The 19,562-nt window shown below is 57.4% G+C and carries 25 protein-coding genes; 12 read left to right on the top strand and 13 right to left on the bottom strand.

Going from position 1 to position 19,562, the window contains the following annotated elements; genetic code table 11:
* Nucleotides 1-64: 64 nt before the first annotated feature.
* Together M8013_RS08335 and M8013_RS08330 are read right to left on the bottom strand one after the other, a co-directional pair.
* Complete coding sequence (locus M8013_RS08335; RefSeq protein WP_271267323.1) at nucleotides 65-367, bottom strand: putative quinol monooxygenase; 303 nt, start codon at nucleotides 365-367, stop codon at nucleotides 65-67.
* The gene (locus tag M8013_RS08330) at nucleotides 361-1,359 is read right to left on the bottom strand and encodes a threonine ammonia-lyase (protein ID WP_271267322.1); all 999 of its coding nucleotides are present in this window, start codon (nucleotides 1,357-1,359) and stop codon (nucleotides 361-363) included. The genes M8013_RS08335 and M8013_RS08330 overlap by 7 nt, the downstream gene beginning before the upstream one ends.
* 51 nt (nucleotides 1,360-1,410) lie before the next feature.
* Here M8013_RS08330 and M8013_RS08325 point away from each other — a divergent pair, with 51 nt between their 5' ends.
* Complete coding sequence (locus tag M8013_RS08325) at nucleotides 1,411-1,755, top strand: ArsR/SmtB family transcription factor (protein ID WP_271267321.1); 345 nt, start codon at nucleotides 1,411-1,413, stop codon at nucleotides 1,753-1,755.
* A 36-nt stretch (nucleotides 1,756-1,791) separates the two neighbouring features.
* Here the strand turns inward: M8013_RS08325 and M8013_RS08320 are convergent, their stop codons facing one another.
* The 3 genes from M8013_RS08320 to M8013_RS08310 all read right to left on the bottom strand — a co-directional run bounded on the left by M8013_RS08320 (nucleotide 1,792) and on the right by M8013_RS08310 (nucleotide 3,760).
* Entirely contained in the window at nucleotides 1,792-2,310 is a 519-nt protein-coding gene (locus M8013_RS08320) for a phosphoribosyltransferase (protein ID WP_271267320.1), read from the bottom strand.
* Between the two features lie 201 nt (nucleotides 2,311-2,511).
* Entirely contained in the window at nucleotides 2,512-2,931 is a 420-nt protein-coding gene (locus M8013_RS08315; RefSeq protein ID WP_271267319.1) for an ASCH domain-containing protein, read from the bottom strand.
* A gap of 64 nt (nucleotides 2,932-2,995) precedes the next feature.
* Nucleotides 2,996-3,760, bottom strand: coding sequence for a class I SAM-dependent methyltransferase (locus tag M8013_RS08310; protein ID WP_271267318.1), 765 nt, complete (start codon nucleotides 3,758-3,760; stop codon nucleotides 2,996-2,998).
* Between the two features lie 301 nt (nucleotides 3,761-4,061).
* On the opposite strand from M8013_RS08310, the gene M8013_RS08305 reads away from it, so the two are divergent.
* The gene (locus M8013_RS08305; protein WP_271267427.1) at nucleotides 4,062-4,394 is read left to right on the top strand and encodes an SMR family transporter; all 333 of its coding nucleotides are present in this window, start codon (nucleotides 4,062-4,064) and stop codon (nucleotides 4,392-4,394) included.
* A 160-nt stretch (nucleotides 4,395-4,554) separates the two neighbouring features.
* The gene (locus tag M8013_RS08300) at nucleotides 4,555-5,076 is read left to right on the top strand and encodes a phospholipase D family nuclease (RefSeq protein WP_271267317.1); all 522 of its coding nucleotides are present in this window, start codon (nucleotides 4,555-4,557) and stop codon (nucleotides 5,074-5,076) included.
* 1 nt (nucleotide 5,077) lies between these two features.
* On the opposite strand, the gene M8013_RS08295 is transcribed toward M8013_RS08300, so the two are convergent.
* Nucleotides 5,078-5,836, bottom strand: a complete 759-nt coding sequence (locus tag M8013_RS08295) for a DeoR/GlpR family DNA-binding transcription regulator (protein WP_271267316.1) — start codon at nucleotides 5,834-5,836, stop codon at nucleotides 5,078-5,080.
* Nucleotides 5,837-5,922: 86 nt separating this feature from the next.
* Here M8013_RS08295 and M8013_RS08290 point away from each other — a divergent pair, with 86 nt between their 5' ends.
* Nucleotides 5,923-6,516, top strand: coding sequence for an NUDIX hydrolase (locus M8013_RS08290; protein ID WP_271267315.1), 594 nt, complete (start codon nucleotides 5,923-5,925; stop codon nucleotides 6,514-6,516).
* A 38-nt stretch (nucleotides 6,517-6,554) separates the two neighbouring features.
* Here M8013_RS08290 and yajD read toward each other — a convergent pair whose 3' ends face one another.
* A complete protein-coding gene (gene yajD, locus M8013_RS08285) occupies nucleotides 6,555-6,902 on the bottom strand; it encodes an HNH nuclease YajD (RefSeq protein ID WP_271267314.1) in 348 nt (115 codons plus the stop codon).
* A 170-nt stretch (nucleotides 6,903-7,072) separates the two neighbouring features.
* Here yajD and M8013_RS08280 point away from each other — a divergent pair, with 170 nt between their 5' ends.
* The 3 genes from M8013_RS08280 to M8013_RS08270 all read left to right on the top strand — a co-directional run bounded on the left by M8013_RS08280 (nucleotide 7,073) and on the right by M8013_RS08270 (nucleotide 8,268).
* Complete coding sequence (locus tag M8013_RS08280) at nucleotides 7,073-7,327, top strand: type II toxin-antitoxin system Phd/YefM family antitoxin (RefSeq protein WP_271267426.1); 255 nt, start codon at nucleotides 7,073-7,075, stop codon at nucleotides 7,325-7,327.
* Nucleotides 7,317-7,604 carry a type II toxin-antitoxin system RelE family toxin gene (locus M8013_RS08275; protein WP_271267313.1) on the top strand — a complete coding sequence of 96 codons (288 nt, stop codon included), beginning with the start codon at nucleotides 7,317-7,319 and terminating at the stop codon, nucleotides 7,602-7,604. The genes M8013_RS08280 and M8013_RS08275 overlap by 11 nt, the downstream gene beginning before the upstream one ends.
* Nucleotides 7,605-7,770: 166 nt before the next feature.
* Nucleotides 7,771-8,268: a DUF6790 family protein gene (locus tag M8013_RS08270; protein WP_271267312.1), complete on the top strand. Its 498-nt coding sequence runs from the start codon at nucleotides 7,771-7,773 to the stop codon at nucleotides 8,266-8,268.
* Here the strand turns inward: M8013_RS08270 and M8013_RS08265 are convergent.
* Complete coding sequence (locus M8013_RS08265) at nucleotides 8,265-9,479, bottom strand: MFS transporter (protein ID WP_271267311.1); 1,215 nt, start codon at nucleotides 9,477-9,479, stop codon at nucleotides 8,265-8,267. The two genes, M8013_RS08270 and M8013_RS08265, sit on opposite strands and share 4 nt — an antisense overlap.
* A 104-nt stretch (nucleotides 9,480-9,583) precedes the next feature.
* On the opposite strand from M8013_RS08265, the gene M8013_RS08260 reads away from it, so the two are divergent.
* Together M8013_RS08260 and M8013_RS08255 are read left to right on the top strand one after the other, a co-directional pair.
* On the top strand, nucleotides 9,584-10,021 hold the full coding sequence (locus M8013_RS08260) for a winged helix-turn-helix transcriptional regulator (protein WP_271267310.1): 438 nt from the start codon (nucleotides 9,584-9,586) through the stop codon (nucleotides 10,019-10,021).
* Between the two features lie 177 nt (nucleotides 10,022-10,198).
* Nucleotides 10,199-10,489: a Bor family protein gene (locus tag M8013_RS08255; RefSeq protein WP_271267309.1), complete on the top strand. Its 291-nt coding sequence runs from the start codon at nucleotides 10,199-10,201 to the stop codon at nucleotides 10,487-10,489.
* Between the two features lie 38 nt (nucleotides 10,490-10,527).
* On the opposite strand, the gene M8013_RS08250 is transcribed toward M8013_RS08255, so the two are convergent.
* Both M8013_RS08250 and M8013_RS08245 read right to left on the bottom strand, forming a co-directional pair.
* Nucleotides 10,528-11,214, bottom strand: a complete 687-nt coding sequence (locus tag M8013_RS08250; protein ID WP_271267308.1) for an RluA family pseudouridine synthase — start codon at nucleotides 11,212-11,214, stop codon at nucleotides 10,528-10,530.
* A gap of 60 nt (nucleotides 11,215-11,274) precedes the next feature.
* Nucleotides 11,275-11,856: a nuclear transport factor 2 family protein gene (locus M8013_RS08245; protein ID WP_271267307.1), complete on the bottom strand. Its 582-nt coding sequence runs from the start codon at nucleotides 11,854-11,856 to the stop codon at nucleotides 11,275-11,277.
* Between the two features lie 109 nt (nucleotides 11,857-11,965).
* Between M8013_RS08245 and M8013_RS08240 the strand changes: the two genes are divergently transcribed.
* From M8013_RS08240 to M8013_RS08230, 3 genes are all read left to right on the top strand, one after another.
* Nucleotides 11,966-12,850 (top strand): LysR substrate-binding domain-containing protein, encoded by an 885-nt coding sequence (locus M8013_RS08240; RefSeq protein ID WP_271267306.1) that lies wholly within the window; start codon nucleotides 11,966-11,968, stop codon nucleotides 12,848-12,850.
* 38 nt (nucleotides 12,851-12,888) lie between these two features.
* Complete coding sequence (locus M8013_RS08235; RefSeq protein WP_271267305.1) at nucleotides 12,889-13,353, top strand: GNAT family N-acetyltransferase; 465 nt, start codon at nucleotides 12,889-12,891, stop codon at nucleotides 13,351-13,353.
* A 112-nt stretch (nucleotides 13,354-13,465) separates the two neighbouring features.
* Nucleotides 13,466-14,041, top strand: a complete 576-nt coding sequence (locus tag M8013_RS08230; protein ID WP_271267304.1) for a hypothetical protein — start codon at nucleotides 13,466-13,468, stop codon at nucleotides 14,039-14,041.
* 716 nt (nucleotides 14,042-14,757) lie between these two features.
* On the opposite strand, the gene M8013_RS08225 is transcribed toward M8013_RS08230, so the two are convergent.
* Genes M8013_RS08225 through M8013_RS08215 form a run of 3 tightly spaced genes read right to left on the bottom strand, consistent with a single transcriptional unit; the run spans nucleotide 14,758 to nucleotide 19,524 of the window.
* Nucleotides 14,758-15,927, bottom strand: a complete 1,170-nt coding sequence (locus M8013_RS08225; protein ID WP_271267425.1) for a beta-barrel domain-containing protein — start codon at nucleotides 15,925-15,927, stop codon at nucleotides 14,758-14,760.
* A gap of 10 nt (nucleotides 15,928-15,937) precedes the next feature.
* The gene (locus tag M8013_RS08220; protein ID WP_271267303.1) at nucleotides 15,938-18,127 is read right to left on the bottom strand and encodes a type I secretion system permease/ATPase; all 2,190 of its coding nucleotides are present in this window, start codon (nucleotides 18,125-18,127) and stop codon (nucleotides 15,938-15,940) included.
* Nucleotides 18,124-19,524, bottom strand: a complete 1,401-nt coding sequence (locus M8013_RS08215; RefSeq protein WP_271267302.1) for a TolC family outer membrane protein — start codon at nucleotides 19,522-19,524, stop codon at nucleotides 18,124-18,126. The genes M8013_RS08220 and M8013_RS08215 overlap by 4 nt, the downstream gene beginning before the upstream one ends.
* Between the last annotated feature and the right edge of the window lie 38 nt (nucleotides 19,525-19,562).

Here is a 19,562-nt window from a genome sequence, read left to right as displayed (position 1 = left end):
CCCGGTACTGGCGCAAAACTGACAACCTGTGGCGAGGATCCGCCACATCGCAGGGCAAGATGAGTTACGCGATGTCGGGATCGACCTGTTCATTCATCAGAATGTACTGCGCCTCTTTGCGCGCGTGTTGATCGATCAACGGCACTAATCGTCTGAAGTGCTCGCTGGCGCAGTGCGCGTCGAGGGCTGCCCGGTCGGGCCACTGTTCAATAAAAATAAAATGCCCCGGATCCTTTTCATCCCGGTACAAATCATAGGCAATGCACAGCGGCTCTTTTCTCGTTGCTGCGACGAGTTCACGGTAGAGAGGGAGAACGGTGGCGATAGATTCGGGTTGGATAAAATCTTCGGCAATGACTTTTAGCATGACGTTGTGGCCTCATTCACCAGGCTGAGATAACGGGATCCCGAGATGTTTCTACCGCTGACCACGCAGACGGTTTTACGCCCACGCAGGTCTTTTGCATAACGAAGAGCTGCCGCAACGGCCGGGATCCCTGAAGGCTCCACAACGTGGCGATGCAGGTTGAGCATTAACAGCATCGCGTGTTGAATTTCGGCTTCGGAGACCAGAAGAACACGATCCACGCGATCGCGTATATATGGCCAGGTCATCGCTTCGGGCTCGATGTAGCCACTGATACCTTCGGCTATTGACGGTGTTAATTCCACGGGAACCGTTTCGCCAGCGTCTTTCCAGCGCGCAAACGTCGGGCTCGCTTCACTTTGTATGGCCCATACTTCGGCAACAGGGTTTATGGCTTTAATTGCCGTCACAATACCGGAGGTCAGCCCGCCGCCGCCAATGTTCACCAGAATAACGTCCGCGTCGACCCAGTCCTCCATAATTTCCAGACCGACGGTGCCGCCGCCTGCAATCATCTGCGTATTATTGTAGGCGGAGACGAACGTTGCGCCGGACTGTTGCGCGGCAGCAATCGCGGCCAGCCTCGCCTGTTCAATATTGTCAAAAAACGTCACCTGGGCACCATAACTTTTCATCGTCGAGACCTTCATCGGATCGGCTGAATGCGGCAAGTATATGGATACCGGTACGCCTGCGACCTGCCCCGCAAAGGCCAGTCCTAATCCATGATTCCCCGCCGTCGGCGCGATGACGCCGCTGCTGCGCTGATTGGCATCCAGACTGGCAATCACATTTGCGGCACCTCTCAGTTTGAAGCTACCCGTATGCTGGAGATTCTCCATTTTGAGCCTGACCTCTGCCCCGACAAGGGCAGACAGTGCCGGTGAATGCTCAAGTGGCGTCCGGCATACCGTTGCCTTAATACGCCGGGAAGCGGCATAAATATCTTTCAGCGTGACACTGTCTGTTGGCCTTTGTGTAGGGATTGTCATAGTATTCTCCTGTAGCTATATATGAAAATGACTATATAGGAGATTGGCTATATGAACAACACAAAGGCATTCATGGCCGATGTTTTTCGCGCACTGGGTAATGAACATCGGCTGATGATTGTTGAATGGCTGTCCGAACCGCGGTCACATTTTCCTGAGCAGCAGGACGGCGACCTGGTTGAGGATGGGGTATGCGTAGGGTTTATCACGGAAAAAATGGGTCTGAGTCAGCCTTCCGTGACCGGCCATCTACAAATTCTGGCAAAAGCAGGGATTGTGACCTCGAAACGGATCAAGAACTGGGTATTTTATAAGCTCGATCGGCAACGGATGGATGAAGCAACGGCCATCTTGTCGGGATATGTGAAACCGGCGCCTCGTCCATCTGCGTCATAACATCCGCTGCCTGCTAATGAGAAGTCAGAATCAGTGTTAGCGCTTTAACTTAGCGACATAGGGAAGGTTGCGGTACTTATTGTCCCAGGGCATTCCATAGCCAATCAGGAGGTCATCATTCGCCATTTCATACGCATAATATTGCTTAACCGGGATCTCAACGCGGCCGGGTTTCACAAATAGAATGGCGACGGATACTGAACGCGGGGAATGATGTTCTTTAATGTACTCAACCAGGCGTTTCATGGTTCCACCTGATTCAATTGCGTCATCAATGAGGATGACATCTTTATCATGCAAATCAATATTGTTATGGAACACAATGGATGAGTGGTTACTCCTGTCACCCGGCGTGTGCGGGCAGGAGATGTAATCCATTTTGATATCAAATGCCAGTTGCCTGGTGAGGTCCGCCGTGTACAGGATCCCTCCCGGAACTACCGTGACAATGACTGCTTCGCTATAGTCCTGATTGAGTTGAGCTGCAACCTTTGCGACTCCTGATGCAATAGCGGAAGTATCAAGCACCACAGCGCCAATATGCTCATTTATCATACTGTTCTCTCTTAGGATAATCGGGATCTTCCGGCGTTTAATGACTCTCCGCGCAACGGAGGCAGTCATCCCAGACGGCAGATCAATCTATCACAACCGAGCGAGTGCGCGACCTTTGAAACCATCAAATGTGCACGATAACTCAAAATCGAGCATTGCCGCGCTTACATATCCCTTCAGACGTTCACTAAATCCCTTTACCTAAGCCGGGTCCAGCACCTCGACCACCACAAACTCCTCCGCAACCAGCTCCATCTCCTCAGCAAAAAAGCCTGCCCGGGTGAAGAAGCCCTGATGCTCGCGTCGCCAGTAGTCCAGGCTTAAGTCGCCTTCACCCTCTTTGCGGGCAAATTCTTCCGTCACGTCGCAAAAGCGCACCAGGCGCATCGACACGATTCTGATGACGCATACCGGCACATCTTGCCCGTTGAGGATGATGTGATAACTGCCAATTTGTGGGGAGGGTTCTTCTGCCAGCAACGCGGCAAGGGAACCGCAGGAGGCGGTTTTTATTCCCATGATCACCAGAGCGGCGAGTTCGTCGGCCATCTCCGCGCTGTCGCCAAACCCCCATGCCTGGGCTCCGGGGTATTTGGCTTTTAAATTCTCAACGGCGTCCATCCTAAAATCCTTTACCAGCAGTGAGTTGACGGATGAATTTAGCACGGATTATGGCCTGTGCGCGCTATTTGCGCGAGCAGCAGGCGATGTAGTTCAACTGGTGGCGGTTACGGCGAAAGAAGCGGAACATCCCCAGGAAGCGGGTTCGGTTCTCGCGGGTGCGCAGGCCGTTAAACAGGATTTTCGCCGCGCGCGGCAAGCCTTCGTCGCGAATCAGCCCCGCCGGAGACATCAGGGACATCGCCCCGTTGTGGGTATCGACCGACTGGAAGTGGCTGGCGATAAACAGCGCTTTCCACGCCTCCTGGGACATCGGGCTGACGTTGGATCGCACAATCTCTTCCAGCTGCGTCTGCCGGCCCGTCTCCAGCCGCTCACTGGTGAACATGATGTCGTGAGTCAGCAGGCGACCGCCGGGTTTGAGCACCCGATAATACTCGTCAATCAGCCGGGTTTTGGCCTTGTCCACGTACATGGTCAGCATCGCTTCGTTAATCACCACGTCGAACGCATCGTCGGCGAAGGGCAGTTTGGTGGCGTTGGCTTCCAGCACGTGGATTTTATCCTGCAGACCGGCGGCGGCGACGTTTTGCCGCGCCTGATCGAGCGCATTTTTATCCATGTCGATGGCGTAGATCGTGCAGCCAAAACGCTGCGCCAGTTCGATAGAGGTGGTGCCCATATTGCAGGCGACCTCCAGCACGACGCTGTCCGGCGTCAGTGCCGACTGGCTGAACAGCCACTCGGTGGCATCAACGCCGCCGGGGCGCAAACGGGTTTTACCCAGGCTGGCTAAGAAGGTGTGTCCGGCTTTCTGACTTGCGCTCATAGCGGTGTCTCCGATTAAGTTGCATTATAAATGCAACTTATCATAAAGACGGGCGAATGCGAATTATTTTCATCAGGAAATGAGGGGGATGATGGAGTGAACAGTGACACTGTTTTCAGTAAAGGCAACGCATTGAAGCCACGCATTAAGCAAAGCCAGACGGAAATAAATCAATAAGGGGAAGAGCATTTAGGTGCGTTGTCACAATATTCAGGTAATGTCTTTTTTTCTGTGCCGTTTGGGTTGTCAGTGACGGGGTGGATTATATTTTTAGCACCCTTGATTTAACGTAAGGTCAATGATGAATACGTGGATTGTGCTGTTTGTTGCAGTATTAGCCGAGGTGGTGGCAACCACCAGCCTGAAGCTAAGTGAAGGATTTACAAAGTTATTGCCCTCCGTTGTGGTGATTGTGGGCTATGCCATCGCATTCTATTGCTTATCGCTCACCTTAAAATCGATACCTTTAGGTATTGCCTATGCCGTGTGGTCTGGGCTCGGCATCGTTATTATCTCTTTATTTGGCTGGCTATTGTTTGGGCAGAAACTGGATATCTGGGCGGTGATCGGGATGCTGTTAATTATCAGTGGGGTGCTGGTTTTAAACCTTCTGTCAAAAACGACAGCGCATTAGTCGGTGAACGTCAGGGTGCTTACGCTCTGTAACCAATGCACTGATTAACGTTACGGCTTTTAATGACAGAATAAACGCTACAGATTCTGCTGCCGGGCAAACGGGTCGATGGTCAGCAATCTTATCTAGCACACTGTCGAACGCGAGCTGAGAACACACCATGCCTAAACTAGTGCTTTTCCTGCTGATGATTTCTGCTTCATCGTATGCAGCCCCCTCCATTGAAGTGGGATTTTCCCCCGAGGGCAGTGCGCAAAAGCGGGTGCTGGAGACCATCAATAATGCGCATTCCTCTATCCAGATGATGGCTTATGCCTTCCAGGCGAAAGATATCACTGCGGCACTGGACGCTGCCGAGCAGCGAGGCGTCAAGGTCCAGGTCGTTATCGATAAACGTCGCAACACTGGCCCGGTTTCGCTGGCGGCCATGCGTGACATCGCCCGCCATGGCGTGGCGCTGCGCATTGATGGCCATTATCACATTCAGCACGACAAGATGATGATTGTTGATGGCACCACGCTGGAGACGGGCTCATTCAATTACGCGAAATCAGCAGAATATTCCAACAGTGAGAATGTCCTTATTATCAAAAATATGCCGGACGTCGTGGCGCAGTATCAGGCGCACTTTGCTTCTCGCTGGACAATTTCCCAACCGTTCACTCTCACCGCTCAGGGTTAACTCACTCTGCCCGTACCACGCTGACGCCTTTTTCTTCTATGCTGCGCAGCCAGTTGTCATCGGTGCCGCTGTCCACCACTATCGTGTTGATTAAGCCGAGGCTGCCGATGACAAACGCGGACGCGGCGTTGATCTTCTCCGGCGAGACCAGCACCACCGTTTCGGCGGCTCTGGCGGAAAATGCACGTTTGATGCACGCTTCTTCGTAATTGCCGGTGGTTAATCCCGCTTCGGGATGAATGCCGGTCACGCCCATAAAGAAAATATCGGCATGAATATGACCGATGCCTTCAATGGCCGCCGCGCCCACGGTCACAATGGAATGCTTGTACAACCGCCCGCCTATTAAAATCACCTCGATGGTGGGATGGTCAATCATGCCCAGCGCAATACTCGGGCTGTGCGTCACCACGGTAATATCCAGCTCATTCGGCAGGCATTTAATCAGTTCCGAGGTGGTGGTTCCGCCGTCAATCATCACCACCTGGCCGGCGGAAATCAGCTCCGCGCCTGTGCGGGCAATCGTCTTTTTCGCATCAGTTTTTAACGCAGTACGCTCGGCAAAGGTGGCGATGGCGGACGATGACGGCAGCGCGCCGCCGTGCACGCGCTGTAAGCGCCCAGCGGATGCCAGCTCGCGCAAATCCCGGCGGATAGTGTCTTCAGATACCGCAAACCGGGCGCTCAAATCTTTCGACAGCACCTGTCCGTCGCGGGCGAGTTGTTCAAGAATGCGTTGTTTACGTTGCGGGGTCAGCATGGGGGCTCCGTTTTATTGCACGAGTGATCTTGATCGTGCACGATATTGCTGTTTATGATGCTTGCTCCAGGAATTAAGGAGTCAGTATGCCACCAAAACGTGCAGAAATACGCATTATCGACAGTGAAATCTTGTCCGATAACTGGTTTTCACTCAAAAAATACACCTTTGATATTCAGCGCCGACAGGGGGAATGGCAGCGTCAGAGCCGCGAGGTTTACGATCGGGGCAACGGGGCCACCATCCTGCTGTATAACCGCGACAGGAAAACCGTGATCCTCACCCGGCAGTTTCGCTTTCCGGTGTTTATGAATGGCCATGATGGCTATCTGATCGAAGCGGCCGCCGGTCTGCTCGACAACATGGATCCCGAAAGCCGCATCAAAGCAGAAGCCGAAGAAGAGACGGGCTTTCACGTATCCCACGTGGAGAAGGTGTTGGAAGCGTACATGAGCCCGGGCTCGGTGACCGAAAAACTCTACTTTTACATCGCGGAATACGCGGCAGGCGACAAGAAAAGTGCGGGCGGCGGCATCGAGGCGGAAGGCGAGGATATCGAGGTGCTGGAGATGCCCCTTGATGAGGCTCTCGCCGCCGTTGAAAGCGGCCTTATCGTCGATGGCAAAACCATCATGCTGCTGTATCACGTGGCCCTGAAGGGGGTGCTGAGCCCATCCTGAGTAAGATGTCGGCTTCAGTTGAGCCGACATTTTCGAGGCTATTTCTTCTTGTTTAGCATCGCCTGTAAATTGGCAAACGGGTTGTAGGTGGCCTCCCCGACATCTTTCTGCGCATCTTCACCGGCAACTACGGTGCTGCCGTACTGGTCGGCTTCGGTGTATTTCGAGTGTTCATGATCATGGCAAAACAGGCACAACAGCTCCCAGTTGCTGCCATCTTCCGGGTTGTTGGTGTGATCGTGGTCGATATGGTGAACCGTTAGTTCGCGCAGATTGGAATACACAAACTCCCGTGAACAGCGTCCGCAGACCCACGGATAAATTTTAAGGGCTTTCTCGCGGTAGCCACTTTCCAGCCGCGTGTAGTTTTTAGGGATCAGAGCCATGGTGATGTTACCTGTTACAAAGCGATTATTTTACGTCAGTCCTTTCAATATATCTTATCCGGAAACAAGATGCGCCTGACACGTCGATGTGCTGGTTATGGTATGGTTAAGAGTCTTTAAAAAGCACTTTTATTGATGCTATTATAAAGTTATCTACCAGGAGGAATATGATGCCCTACGAAATTCTGTCAAACATTGCAGCCAGTATTACTGACTTAAAAAAAGACCCAATGGGGACGATTAAGTCAGGTGAAGGGGCGGCCATCGCCATTCTCAACCGCAACGAACCCGCGTTTTACTGTGTCCCACCCTCTATGTACGCGTATCTGATGGAGCTGGTGGAAGATGCAGAACTCGGCCGACTGGTCGACGAACGCATGGCCGACCTGAGCCAGGCGGTGGAGGTCAATCTGGATGACTTATAAGCTCAAGTTTATCCCTGTCGCCAGGAAGGAGTGGGATAAGCTGGGGCACGTTGTCCGGGATCAGTTTAAGAAGAAGTTAGCCGAGCGCCTGGAAAACCCACGTGTACCGGCAGACCAACTCCATGGCCGTAAAGATCAGTACAAAATCAAGCTGCGCAAGTTAGGCTACCGTCTGGTCTATTTGGTTGAAGACGACACCATCACGGTGTTTGTGCTGGGCGTCGGGAAACGCAATAACAACGATGTGTACGACATCACTGCAAACCGAATTCTTTGATAAGGGTTGAAGTCAGCCGCCTTTTCTCACCCGATCTTAAAATAGAAATCGAGACGCTGTTCGCGCTCTGATGGCTTTGCACCGGGCTGCACCCATCGTCCGGCTGCGTATCCTATACTTCAAAAACTGCACATCGCGGGGTGATATCCTTTAAAGAGGAATAATCATGATTGCCAATGCTATCCGCTTGATTCTGACAAATATTCCGCTGGTCATGTTTATTCTCGCCTCGCTTATTCCCTTACTCCGTCATCGACAGTCGGGTCACTACGCCGAGCGTTATTTATCCTGGCTACTGTTGCTCTCTATCGGGGTCGCATCCCTGTGGGCGGGTCTTTACCATACGCTTTCGCCGCAAACTGCGGCGGCATTTATTGGCTGGCAGAGCAGCCCCTTCCAGTTCGAAATGGGGATGGCCGATATTGCGTTAGGCGTGGTGGCCATCGTCTCGTTCTGGCGAGGTCTGGAATTCAAATTAGCGGTGGTGCTGTGGGTGGCCATTGAATTTGCGGGCCTGGTGTACGGGCATTTTCACCAGCTGGCCACCACGGGCGATCATCAGGCAGGTAACGCCGGGATTTTACTCGGCCTGACGATTCTCCATGTTGTCCTGCTCCCCCTGATGTGGATCCTGGCCCGCAGGGCAGCGGGCCAACGGTATTAATCGGCTTCATGGCGAAGTTGTATCACTGAAGGCGACACGCGCGTCAGCCACCAGAATACCAGCGCCAGCAGGCTGACCGCCGCACCCAGCAGGCACACGCCGTGCCAGCCCAGATGGGCATAGGTGACGGTGGTGCCTATGGCTCCCAGCCCGCTGCCAACGGCATAAAACAGCATATACAGGCCGACCAGCCGACTGTGCGCTTCCGGTCGGGTACGGAAAATCAGGCTTTGATTGGTGACGTGCAGCGCCTGGCCGCCCAGATCCAGCAGCACGATGCCGATCACCAGCGCCCACAGCGAGGTTCCCATCAGCGACAGCGGCCACCAGGCCAGCAGCAACAGCGATAGCGCCAGCGCGCTGGTGGGCTCTGCATAACCGCGATCGGCCCATCGCCCGGCACGCGCGGCGGCCAACGCGCCAACCACGCCAACCAGCCCGAAGGTGCCAATCAGTGTGTGTGAGAAGCTGTAGGGCGGGGCGCTCAGAGGCAGCGTTAACGCGCTCCAGAAAATGTTAAACGCGGCAAACATCAGCAGCGCCAGTGTGCCCCGCACCTGCAGCGCCTTTTCCTCGCGCAGCAGCGTCAGCATAGAGATCAGCAGGCGCGGATAGCTCAGCCGGTGAGAAGCCGGGGGCAGGGCGGGCAGCCGTCGCCACAGGGGGAGGGCAATCAGCAGCATCAGCAGTGCCGCGCAGAAATAGACCCCGCGCCAGCCCGCCAGGTCGCTGATCCCCCCGGCAAAGACCCTCGCCAGCAGCAGCCCAATAAAGACCCCACTTTGCGCCGTACCCACCACGCGGCCCTGTTCATGTGGGGCGGCGGCGCTGGCCGCATAGGCGATCAGCCCCTGGGTCATCGCCGTGCCGAGCAGGCCGACCGCGAGCATGCCCGCCAGCAGCATAGGGGCAGATTGCGCCATCCCCACCGCGACCAGCGCGACAATGAGCCCCAGTAGCTGCAGCGCCATCAGGCGGCGGCGATCCACCCGATCGCCCAGCGGCACCAGAAACAGCAGCGCCAGCGCGCAACCCATCTGGGTGGCGGTGATCACCCCGCCGACTGCCGCCTGGCTGATGGCAAAATCCCGCGCCAGGGCGTCCAGCAGCGGTTGGGCGTAATAAACATTGGCCACGCTCAGGCCGCTGGCGATGGCGAACAGCCACACCAGGCCGGGTGACATCGGTGATGCATGAGAGACGTTGATCATTGCTGCGCAATCCAACCTGGTTGCAAAACGAAACTGATTGAATGCTAGGCTTTCCAGTTTTAAAATGCAACCACACAGTCGGCTTTTTCTACCCTGGAGACGCGATGAAACCTCGTCACCCCTTGAGTCAACAACCCTGTCCCGTGGCGCGATCCGTGGATCTGATTGGCGATCGCTGGTCGCTGCTGATCGTCCGCGATGCCTTTGACGGCATACGCCGGTTTGGTGATTTCCAGCGCAGCCTGGGGGTGGCGAAAAACATCCTCACCGACAGGCTTACCAGGCTGGTTGAGGCGGGGATCCTCATTCGGCAGGATGCCTCGGACGGCACGGCATACCAGGAGTATGTCCTGACCCCGCAGGGCGAAAGCCTATTTACGGTGGTGGTGGCGCTGCGCCAGTGGGGCGAGCAGCACCTGTTCGCACCCGGCGAGCGTCATTCGGTGCTGATCGACACCCGCACCGGCAAAGCGGTGCCGCCGCTGGTGCTGGAGGTGATACCGGCCGACACTGAAGTGCAGAAAGTTACCCCCGGTGAGTAACGTTTTTATTACCGCGCTTTTGCACAACCTTCACCGGTAAAAACCAATTGGATCACATACCTGAATGCGGCATCAACGGTTGTTATTCAGGTGCTGAATATGTTCAGGAAGGAATATCGCCTTTAGCGAAGAGGGAATAGTATCTGCTCCCGGTTACTTCGAATAATAAAGGCCTATATGAAAAAGTTAATGATTGCAGTCGTTGCCGCAGCGGCCCTGTCGGGTTGTGCACAACAGACCTTTAAAGTGAACAGTGGCATTGTTGAAAAGCCGACGCAGGAAACACGCCAGACTTTCTTCCTGAACGGTATCGGTCAGTCTAAGACCATCGATGCTGCGCAGGTGTGCGGCGGTGCGGATAAAGTGGTGCGTACCGAAGTGCAGGAATCTGCAACCAACGTCCTGTTCCGCATCATCACGCTGGGGATCTACACCCCACGTGAAGCGCGAGTGTACTGCGCGAAGTAAGCGTGATGGCAGGCATCGCACGATGCCTGCTTTGCTTTTCAGAACGGACTGGCATGGCGGGCGGCAATATTCTCGCCGCTAACGGGATGCACAAAATGCAGCTCGCTGGCGTGCAGCATTAGCCGGGGCGTATGTTCGGTGCCGGGCGGCAGCAGACCGCCGTACAGATCGCAGCCTAAAATTGGGTGGCCGAGCTGCTGGCAGTGAATGCGCAGCTGGTGGGTGCGCCCGGTCTCCGGGGTTAATTCTACCCGCGTTAGCGGCCCTTCTTGTTCGCGATACAGACGCTCCACCACCCGATAGCGGGAGCGGGCCGGCTTGCCGGTGATGGCGCAAATCGACATCAGTGGGAACAGAGCCGGATCTTTGGCAATCGCCGCGTCGATCGTCCCTTCATCACTCTCCAGATGCCCGCACAGCAGGGCGCTGTACACCTTGCTCACCGTGCGCTGGCTGAACTGCTGGCACAGCGCGGCATTGATCGCCTTATTGCGGGCCACCACCATCAGCCCGGAGGTGCCAAAATCCAGGCGGTGAACCAGCGTGCAGCCGGGGAAAATCTGCACCAGCCGATGGTGTACCGAATCGAGGTTAAGCGGATTTTTACCCGACAGGCTGAGCAGCCCGGCGGGTTTGTTAATCAGCACCAGGTGCGAGTCCTGATACAGCGTCTCGATCTGCGCATGGCACGGCGGGGCAATAAACGTATCAACAATCGTAGACATCAGGCAGCCCGCAGGAAGAGTGGACGCGGATGATACCCCAATTTCCCGCCGAGTGGCGAATCAGGCCGCTAACCAGCGCTGGCCCGCCGCCTTCATGTTGCTCTCCAGCTCGCTGCCGCGCGTCGCAAATACGCGCCCGAGCGGGAAGCCGCTCTGCTCCAGGAGATACGCCAGCGTGGCATATTCACGCGGGTATTTCGCCACCACGCGTTGGTCAATCTCCACCGGGCCTAACGGGAAGGTAAATGTCCCCATGTCGTACACGCTCTGACGACGAAACAGCTTCCACACCCCGTCTCGTTTTTCGGCCAGGTCGTAAAAGCGATTGTGGCACTCGCAGCCGATATTCAGTTTGACGTTCTCGGCGATGATCATGGCGTTAGTTTCAAGGATCGCTTTATCGCCACGGGCATTGAAGGTCACTGCAGGCGAGGTAATCAGGTGCTTGGTGCGCAGATCCGATTCGCCCATCCGCATGGAGCCCTCGACAAAATCGCTCCCCAGCCCCTCGAACCAGGTAATTTCAATGGTGCCATCGGGATGGAACAGTTCGCGCAGCTGCGCCCATTCGCCCAGATCCCGGTGCATCCAGCCATTCATCAGGTCATTGAGTTGTTGACGGTCATTAAGTTGAGTAGTCATTTCGCGATCTCCTGTGAGTTAACGAGATGCAGTGTGCAACCTGAACAGGCTAAAATGAAATATATAGATATGACTGATCAATCACTTTTAGTGATTGTCTGGGGGAGGCATGGATTTACGTCACCTGCGCTACTTTTTAGCCGTGGCCGAAGAGGGCCACTTTGGCCGGGCCGCCGCGCGGCTGAACATAGTCCAGCCCGCGCTGAGCATGCAAATCAAGGCGCTTGAAGAGGAGCTGGGCGGCGCGCTGTTCGTGCGCACCAGCCGTCGGGTCGAGCTGACCGACGCCGGGGTATTGCTGCAGATAGAAGCCAGACGGACGCTGGAGCAGGCCGACCATACGCGGCTGACCGTCGAGCGCGCCCTGCGAGGCGAAACGGGCCGGGTGCGGGTGGGGTTTGCCGGAAATGCCATCTTCAGTGGCAAACTGACCGCCGATCTGCGCCGGTTTCATCAGCGCTTTCCCGATGCCGATCTGACGATCGACGAAGTCGGCCCGCTGGAGCAGGTCGAGGCGATCCGAGCCGGGCATCTGGACATCGGCTACACCCCGGCGCACAGCAATATCCTCGGCGCGGACCTGACCGTCAGCCGGATGGGGGACTGGGAGATGCTGGTCGCCCTGCCTGAGGATCATCCTCTGGTTGCCCATGAGGGTTTGACGGTCGATATGCTGGCCGGGCAACCCCTTGTGCTGTATGAAGCCCACGACGTGCATGAGCATCTGTTTATGCTGCTGACGCAAAAGCTGGGGGAACGCTGCCATATCGCCTACCGGGCCGGGAGCACGTTGAGCACGCTGGCGATTGCGGCCACCGGGCTGGGGCTGGCACTTATTCCGGCCCCGTTGCAGCAGGTGCATATTCCCGGCCTGGTATATCGCCCGCTAAAAGAAGCCGAATTCACCGCCAATCTGGTGATGATCGGCCGGGCGCAGGAGGCCAGTGCCACCGTCAACGCCTATTTTAAGCTGGTGAATGAGGCCGATTATTGAGAAGGTCAGGGCTATTTCACCCCATTGAGGCATCCGTCATGATCACATTACGTCCCCTGCAGGAGGATCAATATCCTGCTTATCTTGCGTACTTCATTCCAGATTACGCGGATGAGATCGCCGCCAATTACCGGCTTGCGCACGGCGACGCCCTGGCCCGAGCGAAACAGGAGACAGCAGATCTGCTGCCGCAGGGCGTCAATACCGCCGGGCACGTTTTGCTGTGCCTGCTTAACGACGACAGGCACGTCGGCTATCTGTGGTACAAGCCGGACCCGGCTGCGCGCGCGGCGTTTATTTATGATTTCCACATCCTGAATGCGTACCAGGGGCAGGGGTTGGGGAAACAGGCGCTGCACGCGTTAGAGCAGGATTTGCGGGAAAAGGGCTTTGAGCAGATCAAACTCCGCGTGGCCGGTGATAACGCCCGCGCCCGGTCGCTGTACGAGACCAGCGGTTTTGGGGTGACGGGGGTCAATATGAGCAAAACGATTACGGCGTAAGTGCGTAGTGCCTACCTTTTCAGGGAGTAATGGCCGGACGCGTTTCTGATCCCATTGATTAGCACCCATAATTATCCGCTCAGTCTGGCTTAGCCATCATAGGGGAATGTGAATGCGTCAATTGTCTGTACTCGGTTTAGTCTTGCTGCTCAGCGGCTGCGTCGTCAGCTCGCCGCAACAATCGCAATTCCAGGCGGAATACCCTAACCGGCAGGATATCCGCAGCCACAGTGTGTATCAGTTTAAGACCACGCCGCTAAAACCGGGCGGGGACGAGTACAAGGGGACCGATGACTTAGCCCAGCTGTTTTATGTCAGCAGCAAGAGCGCGGCAACGGTGGAATTACGCTTCAACTATCCGGCGAAATCACTGCAGGCCACCTCGCGGGATGCGCAAAACAACACCCTGAGCCAGCAAACCTGGACCCTGCTCGATGAATCCGCCGCCAAACCCTCGGATCCTGAACGGCAATACCTCTGGCTGACCAAAGACGGCGTGCTGAGAACGAAATATAAAAACTGCACCCCGGATATGAGCGTCGGATGTCGCTGGGTAGAGCGCGATATGTTTATTACCCGCAGCGGCGATATGGCGGTGCAGTATGCCGAAGGCAGCGCGGGGATGGCGTTCCTGGTGATTCCGTTTTATGGCTCACAGAAATACCTGGGGGTATTTCCGAAGGTTTAAGGGGGAGGTGTGTAAGGGGAATATGCGGCGGTAACACCGGATCGCCCGGCGGCGCTTCGCTTGCGCGGGCCTACCAAAGCGTAAAGCGATGAGCTAATTGCATGAGTATAAACCGGCTAAAGCGACACCCAGGTCCGGCTGTAAATCGCCGAAGCGTTTCCTGTAGGCCGGGGCGAGGTGCAGGGATGCGCCGAGAGGGCGTGACCTACATGGATGTAGGATCGCGCCCGACCCGAAGCCGGAAGGAATAAGCTGAGGGAACCGCGTAGCGGCGATTTTCTTGCCGGTAGCCCGGGTTGCCAGGGTGGTGGCGATGAGCCACCCTGGCACGTTCACCGGTTCGGTGATTACAAAGTAGCAAGGAACGTAAAGTGAACGGAACCACCACCTGAGTGGCATGTTCCCCTCACCCCGGCCCTCTCCCAAGGGGAGAGGGAGAAAAAACACTACAGCTCGCGAAGCGCCGGATCGCCCGGCGGCGATTGAGCCACCCTGGCACGTTCACCGGTTCGGTGATTACAAAGTAGCAAGGAACGGAAAGTGAACGGAACCACCACCTGAGTGGCATGTTCCCCTCACCCCGGCCCTCTCCCAAGGGGAGAGGGAGAAAAAAACACTACAGCTCGCGAAGCGCCGGATCGCCCGGCGGCGATTGAGCCGCCCTGGCATGTTCCCCTCACCCTGGCCCTCTCCCATAGGGAGAGGGAGAAAACCCATTACCGCTCCCGAAGCGCTTCTTTCGCCCGGTTAAACGGCTTAATCATATAATCCAGTACCGACTTCTCGCCGGTCTTGATATCCACCGTCGCTATCATCCCAGGCACAATCGAAAAATGCCTCCCCGCTTTATTCACCAGGTAATCCTGGCCGGTACGAATAAACACCCGGTAATAGAACACTTCCGGCTTGGCTTCGTCCTGAATGGTGTCCGGCGAGATGGTCTCCACCACGCCGTCCAGACCGCCGTAGATGGCGTAATCGTAGGCGGTGATCTTCACCAGCGCTTTTTGTTCCGGGTGGATAAAGGCGATGTCGCGCGGTGACAGGCGGGTTTCAATCAGTAGGTGGTCGTCCACCGGCACAATTTCCATCAGCTCGCCATTGGGCGGGATGACACCGCCGATGGTGGTCACTTTAATGTTCTTCACAATCCCGCGTACCGGGGAGGTCACCGTCAGGCGGGTTACTGAGTCTTCCCGGCCTTTCAGGATCGCCGAGAGCATATCCACTTCGGCATTCGATTTGGACAGCGCCTCGCGCGCCTGCACGTAATACTGCGAGCGCAGGTCGGTGAGACGCAGTTCGAGGTCGCTCTTCTGACGCTGCAAACGCAGGGCTTCCACGTGGCTGGCGGCACCGGTTTTTACCAGCCGCTGGGTGATCCCCAGCTCCGCATTCACCAGATCCAGCGCCTGACGCAGTTCGCGCTGGGAATCTTCCAGCTGCGCGCGGCGGGTGGTGTACAGTCGCGTTTCGGCGGCGATCAGATCGGTCCATTTCGCCAGCGAAGTCGGAAAGGCGAGGGGCTGGTCGTTCACTTCCGCATGCAGACGGGCGCTGGAGGCCAGCGAGGCGCGATAGCGGGCCGCGCTTTCACCGACGTTCGATTCCGAGCGGGTCGGGTCGAGACGGGCCAGCACCTGCCCGGCGTTGACCTGATCCCCTTCATGGACTTTCAGTTCAGCGAGGATCCCGCCGTCGAGCGACTGCAATACCTGCTCGCGCGAGCTGGGGATCACTTTCCCGGTGCCGGTCGAGACTTCGTCGAGAATGCCGTACCACGCCCACACCCCGGCGACGATAAACAGCAGCAGGGTGTAGACCACAATCCGTCGCGCACCGCTGTAGCCGGTCTCGGTATCCAGCGAATTGTCGAGGTCGTCCATCGCGGCGGCATCATGCTGATTGGTTTTCATTTTTCCACTCCCGTCCATTCGCCTGCTGTTGCCCCATCCGGCTGTTGTTCAGCGCCTGCGCCTTCGGCGCATCCATCACCAGCATCCCCTCTTTCAATACCACCACGCGCTCGACCAGCTCCAGCATTGGCACCCGGTGGGTGGCGACGATCAGCGTCCGGTTGCCCAGCCACTGGCCCAGGCGTTGGATAAATTCGCGTTCGGTGTGTTCATCCAGCGAGGCGGTGGGTTCATCCAGCAGGACGATATTCGGATCGCGCAGGAACATGCGCGCCAGCAAAATAGACTGCCGCTGGCCGCCGGAAAGCCCGACGCCGTTCTCCATAACCGGGTGATCCAGCCCCTTCGCCAGCTTCTGCACATAGCTTGCCGCGCCGCACATCTCCAGCACCGCAAAGATTTCCTCGTCGGTGGCGCGCGGCATCCCGAGGGTAATGTTCTCGCGCAGCGTGCCGTAAAACAGCCGCGCGTTCTGACTCATCAGCCCCACGTTGCGGCGCACGTCCGCCATGTCGAGATGTGGCAGGCTCAGGCCGTCGAGACGCAGCTCGCCGCCGGTCAGATCCATGCTGCCCACCATCGCCTGCAGCAGGGTCGATTTGCCCGCGCCGTTGCGGCCCAGCAGGGCGACACGCTCGCCGGGCTTGATCTCCAGCCGGTTGATGCGCAGGGCCGGATTTTGCACGTCGCCCGCATAGGCAAACTGCGCCTGCTCAAACAGATAGTGACCGCGCAGCACGTCCCGGCGGATCGGCGTCTCTTCGCGCTGGTTCTCGGTCGGGAGCTGCATAATGTTGTCCAGCCCCTCTTTGGCGGCCTTCACCTGCTGCCAGCGTGCCAGCACGCCGCACAGGGTCGCCATCGGGGCGATCATTCTTGAGGCCAGCATCGAGGCGGCGACCACCGCACCGGTGGTCATCTCGCCTTCGATCACCATCGGCGCACCCACCACGATCACCGCAGCGTACACCAGGCTCTGAATGGTCATCCCCCAGCTGATCAACCCCTGGGTCAGCTCGCGGGTTTTCAGCCCCGACTCGGCGGTGATCTGAATGTAGCTGTTCCACTGCTGCAGAAAACGGTTCTCAGCCTGCATCAGCTTGATGTCCTCCAGCCCCTGTACGCTCTCAACCAGCACTGCGTTGCGCAGGGTCGATTCATGGGCCGACTGCTTGGCCAGCACCGCCAGCTTTTTCTGCAACAGCAGGCCCGGTAGCACCATCAGCACCGCCGCGACCGGGGCGATCCACGCAAGCTGAGGGGCGATGATCGCCAGCACCACCACAAACAGGAAGAAGAACGGCAGATCGACAATGGTGGAGATGGTCGACGAGGTGACCATCTCGCGGATCTGCTCCAGCTCGCGCAGCTGGGAAATAAAGCTGCCGGTGGAGCGTGGCACCGCGCTGTTACGCAGGCGCAGGGCGTGGCCGAACACCCGGTCCGAGACCCGCAGGTCGGCGCGTTTACCCAATAGATCCATAATGTGGCAGCGGGCGAGGCGCAGGATAAAACCAAACAGGGTGGCGATCAGCACCCCAATCGTCAGCACGTACAGCGTGGGGTAGGACTGGGCGGGGATCACCCGGTCATACACCTGCATCGAGAACAAAATCCCGGCCAGCGACAGCAGATTAATGAACAGCGCCGCCAGCATCACCCAGCCGTACGGGCGCAGGTCGCGCATCACCAGCCGGTACAGCCAGTCCGGGCGGTATTTGGAAATATAAGCGTCAACGCGGCTGTCTTTCAGCGCCGCCAGCGGGCGCAAGGCCACCACCTGATGAATGGCGGGCAACAGCCCGGTCAGCGAGATGCGGTTGGTCTGAGCTTTTTCGTCAAAGAACCAGACGTCGAGGGTGTCTTCGCCGTCGAAGTGCTCAATCACGCCGATTTTGCCGTCGTTAAGTTCCACCACCACCGGCAGACGCCAGCTGTTGATCGCCTCCTTGCCATTGTTCAGCACCGTGAACGACAGCCCGGCATCGCGGGCCAGCCCGGTCAGCGCCGGGATTTTGGTTTTGCCCTGCAGCCAGGGAGCGCTGGCGACCAGTGCCCCGGGGGAGCAGGCCACCCGGTAGCGGGTGGCGACATAGCCAAACGCCTGCGCCCAGTGCTCCAGCGCCTCTTGCGTCAGCGCGTCCTCGTGCAGGATATCGTCTCGCATCATGGCTGGATCTCCACTGACTGAATGGTGCGGTTCTCAAGGTCGAAAGCGTTACGCAGGCGGCCGGTGTTATACAGGCAGTTAAGCTGGAGCTGGTGCAGCTGTCCGGCGGTTTGCCACTGGGTAAAGCGGGTCTGGTAGACCTCCTGCTCGGCGTTCAGCACGTCCAGCAGGGGGCGGGAACCGAGTTCGAGATACTGCTGCTGATAGAGTTCCCGAGTGCGCTGGCTCAGCGTCTCCTGACGGGACTGGATCTGCAGGGTGCTCATCAGGCTCATCACCTGGCTGCGGGACTCCAGCAGCTTCTGGCGCACGTCGAGGCGGGTACGCTGAATGTTGGACTGGGCCGCTTCCACCGCGTGTCCGGCGGCGTTGCGCCGGGCGCTCAGGCCGCCGCCCTGGTAGATAGGCATCTGCACGTTCACCCCCACCGAGTACTGGGTTTTATCCAGCGTGTCGTGTCCGGCATAGCGGTTGTTCATGTAGTGACGCACTTCCGGGTCCAGCGACACGGTCGGCGTCATCTGGGCGTTGGCGTAATCGAGGTTCGCCTGGGCGACGCCCGCCTGCGCCCACGAGGCTAATACCGCCGGCACCAGCCGATCGTCCGGTTCGCCCACCTCGCAGCTGCGGGCCAGTTTTTCCGGAAAGGCGTTGCTGACGTTATTCAGGTTGCTCCAGCCGAGGTTGCTCATCAGGGTGGCGCGAGAGCTGTCGAGGCTCGCCTGATACTGCATCAGCTGCGAGCGTGCCCCTTCGATACGGGCGTCGGTCTGCACCACGTCCGAGAGCGAGGTCGCCCCTTCGTCGTTGCGCTGGCGGGTCAGGGTGCCGATTTTGCTCAGGGCCGTGAGCTGCTCTTCGGCGGTATCGACCATCTGCTGCCAGGTCTGCACCTGCACCATCGCGGTGGCGGTATCCAGCGCGATGGTGTCGATGCTCACCAGCACGTTGGCCTGCTGCTGGGCCACACCGGCGTTTTCGGCGCGCACCTGGCTTGCCACCTTGCCAAAGTCATACAGCATCTGCGACAGGGAGAGCACCACCGAGGGGGTAAAGCCGGTGTCGCTGGAGGAGTTGCTGTAGCGGTTGTCTATTCCGGCGCTGATCTGCGGATAGTATTTTGATTTGGCGACGTCGACCTGTTGGATCTGCTCGTAGAGTTTGCCCACCGCTTCGCGAATGGTCGGGTGCCAGTTAACGGCCCGGGTGACGGCATCGCCGAGGGTTAACGTCCCGGGCGCGGCCTGGTTTGTCGGCAGCGCGACGCGTCCATTTAAAGAAGGGAGTTCCTGGTCTTCGCTCAGTTGACCAAAGTTAATGACCGCGGGTGAATCTGCGGCCAGAACCTGCATAGAAAACAGGCAGCACCCAAGCCACCAGCAAGGCACTTTATTCATAGATTATCCCTAATAAAACGTAACAACTTTATAGTGTT

Origin of the sequence: Silvania confinis (assembly GCF_025564085.1) — a bacterium.
Lineage (GTDB): Bacteria > Pseudomonadota > Gammaproteobacteria > Enterobacterales > Enterobacteriaceae > Enterobacter > Enterobacter confinis.
This window is presented reverse-complemented; position numbering and strand designations above follow the sequence as displayed.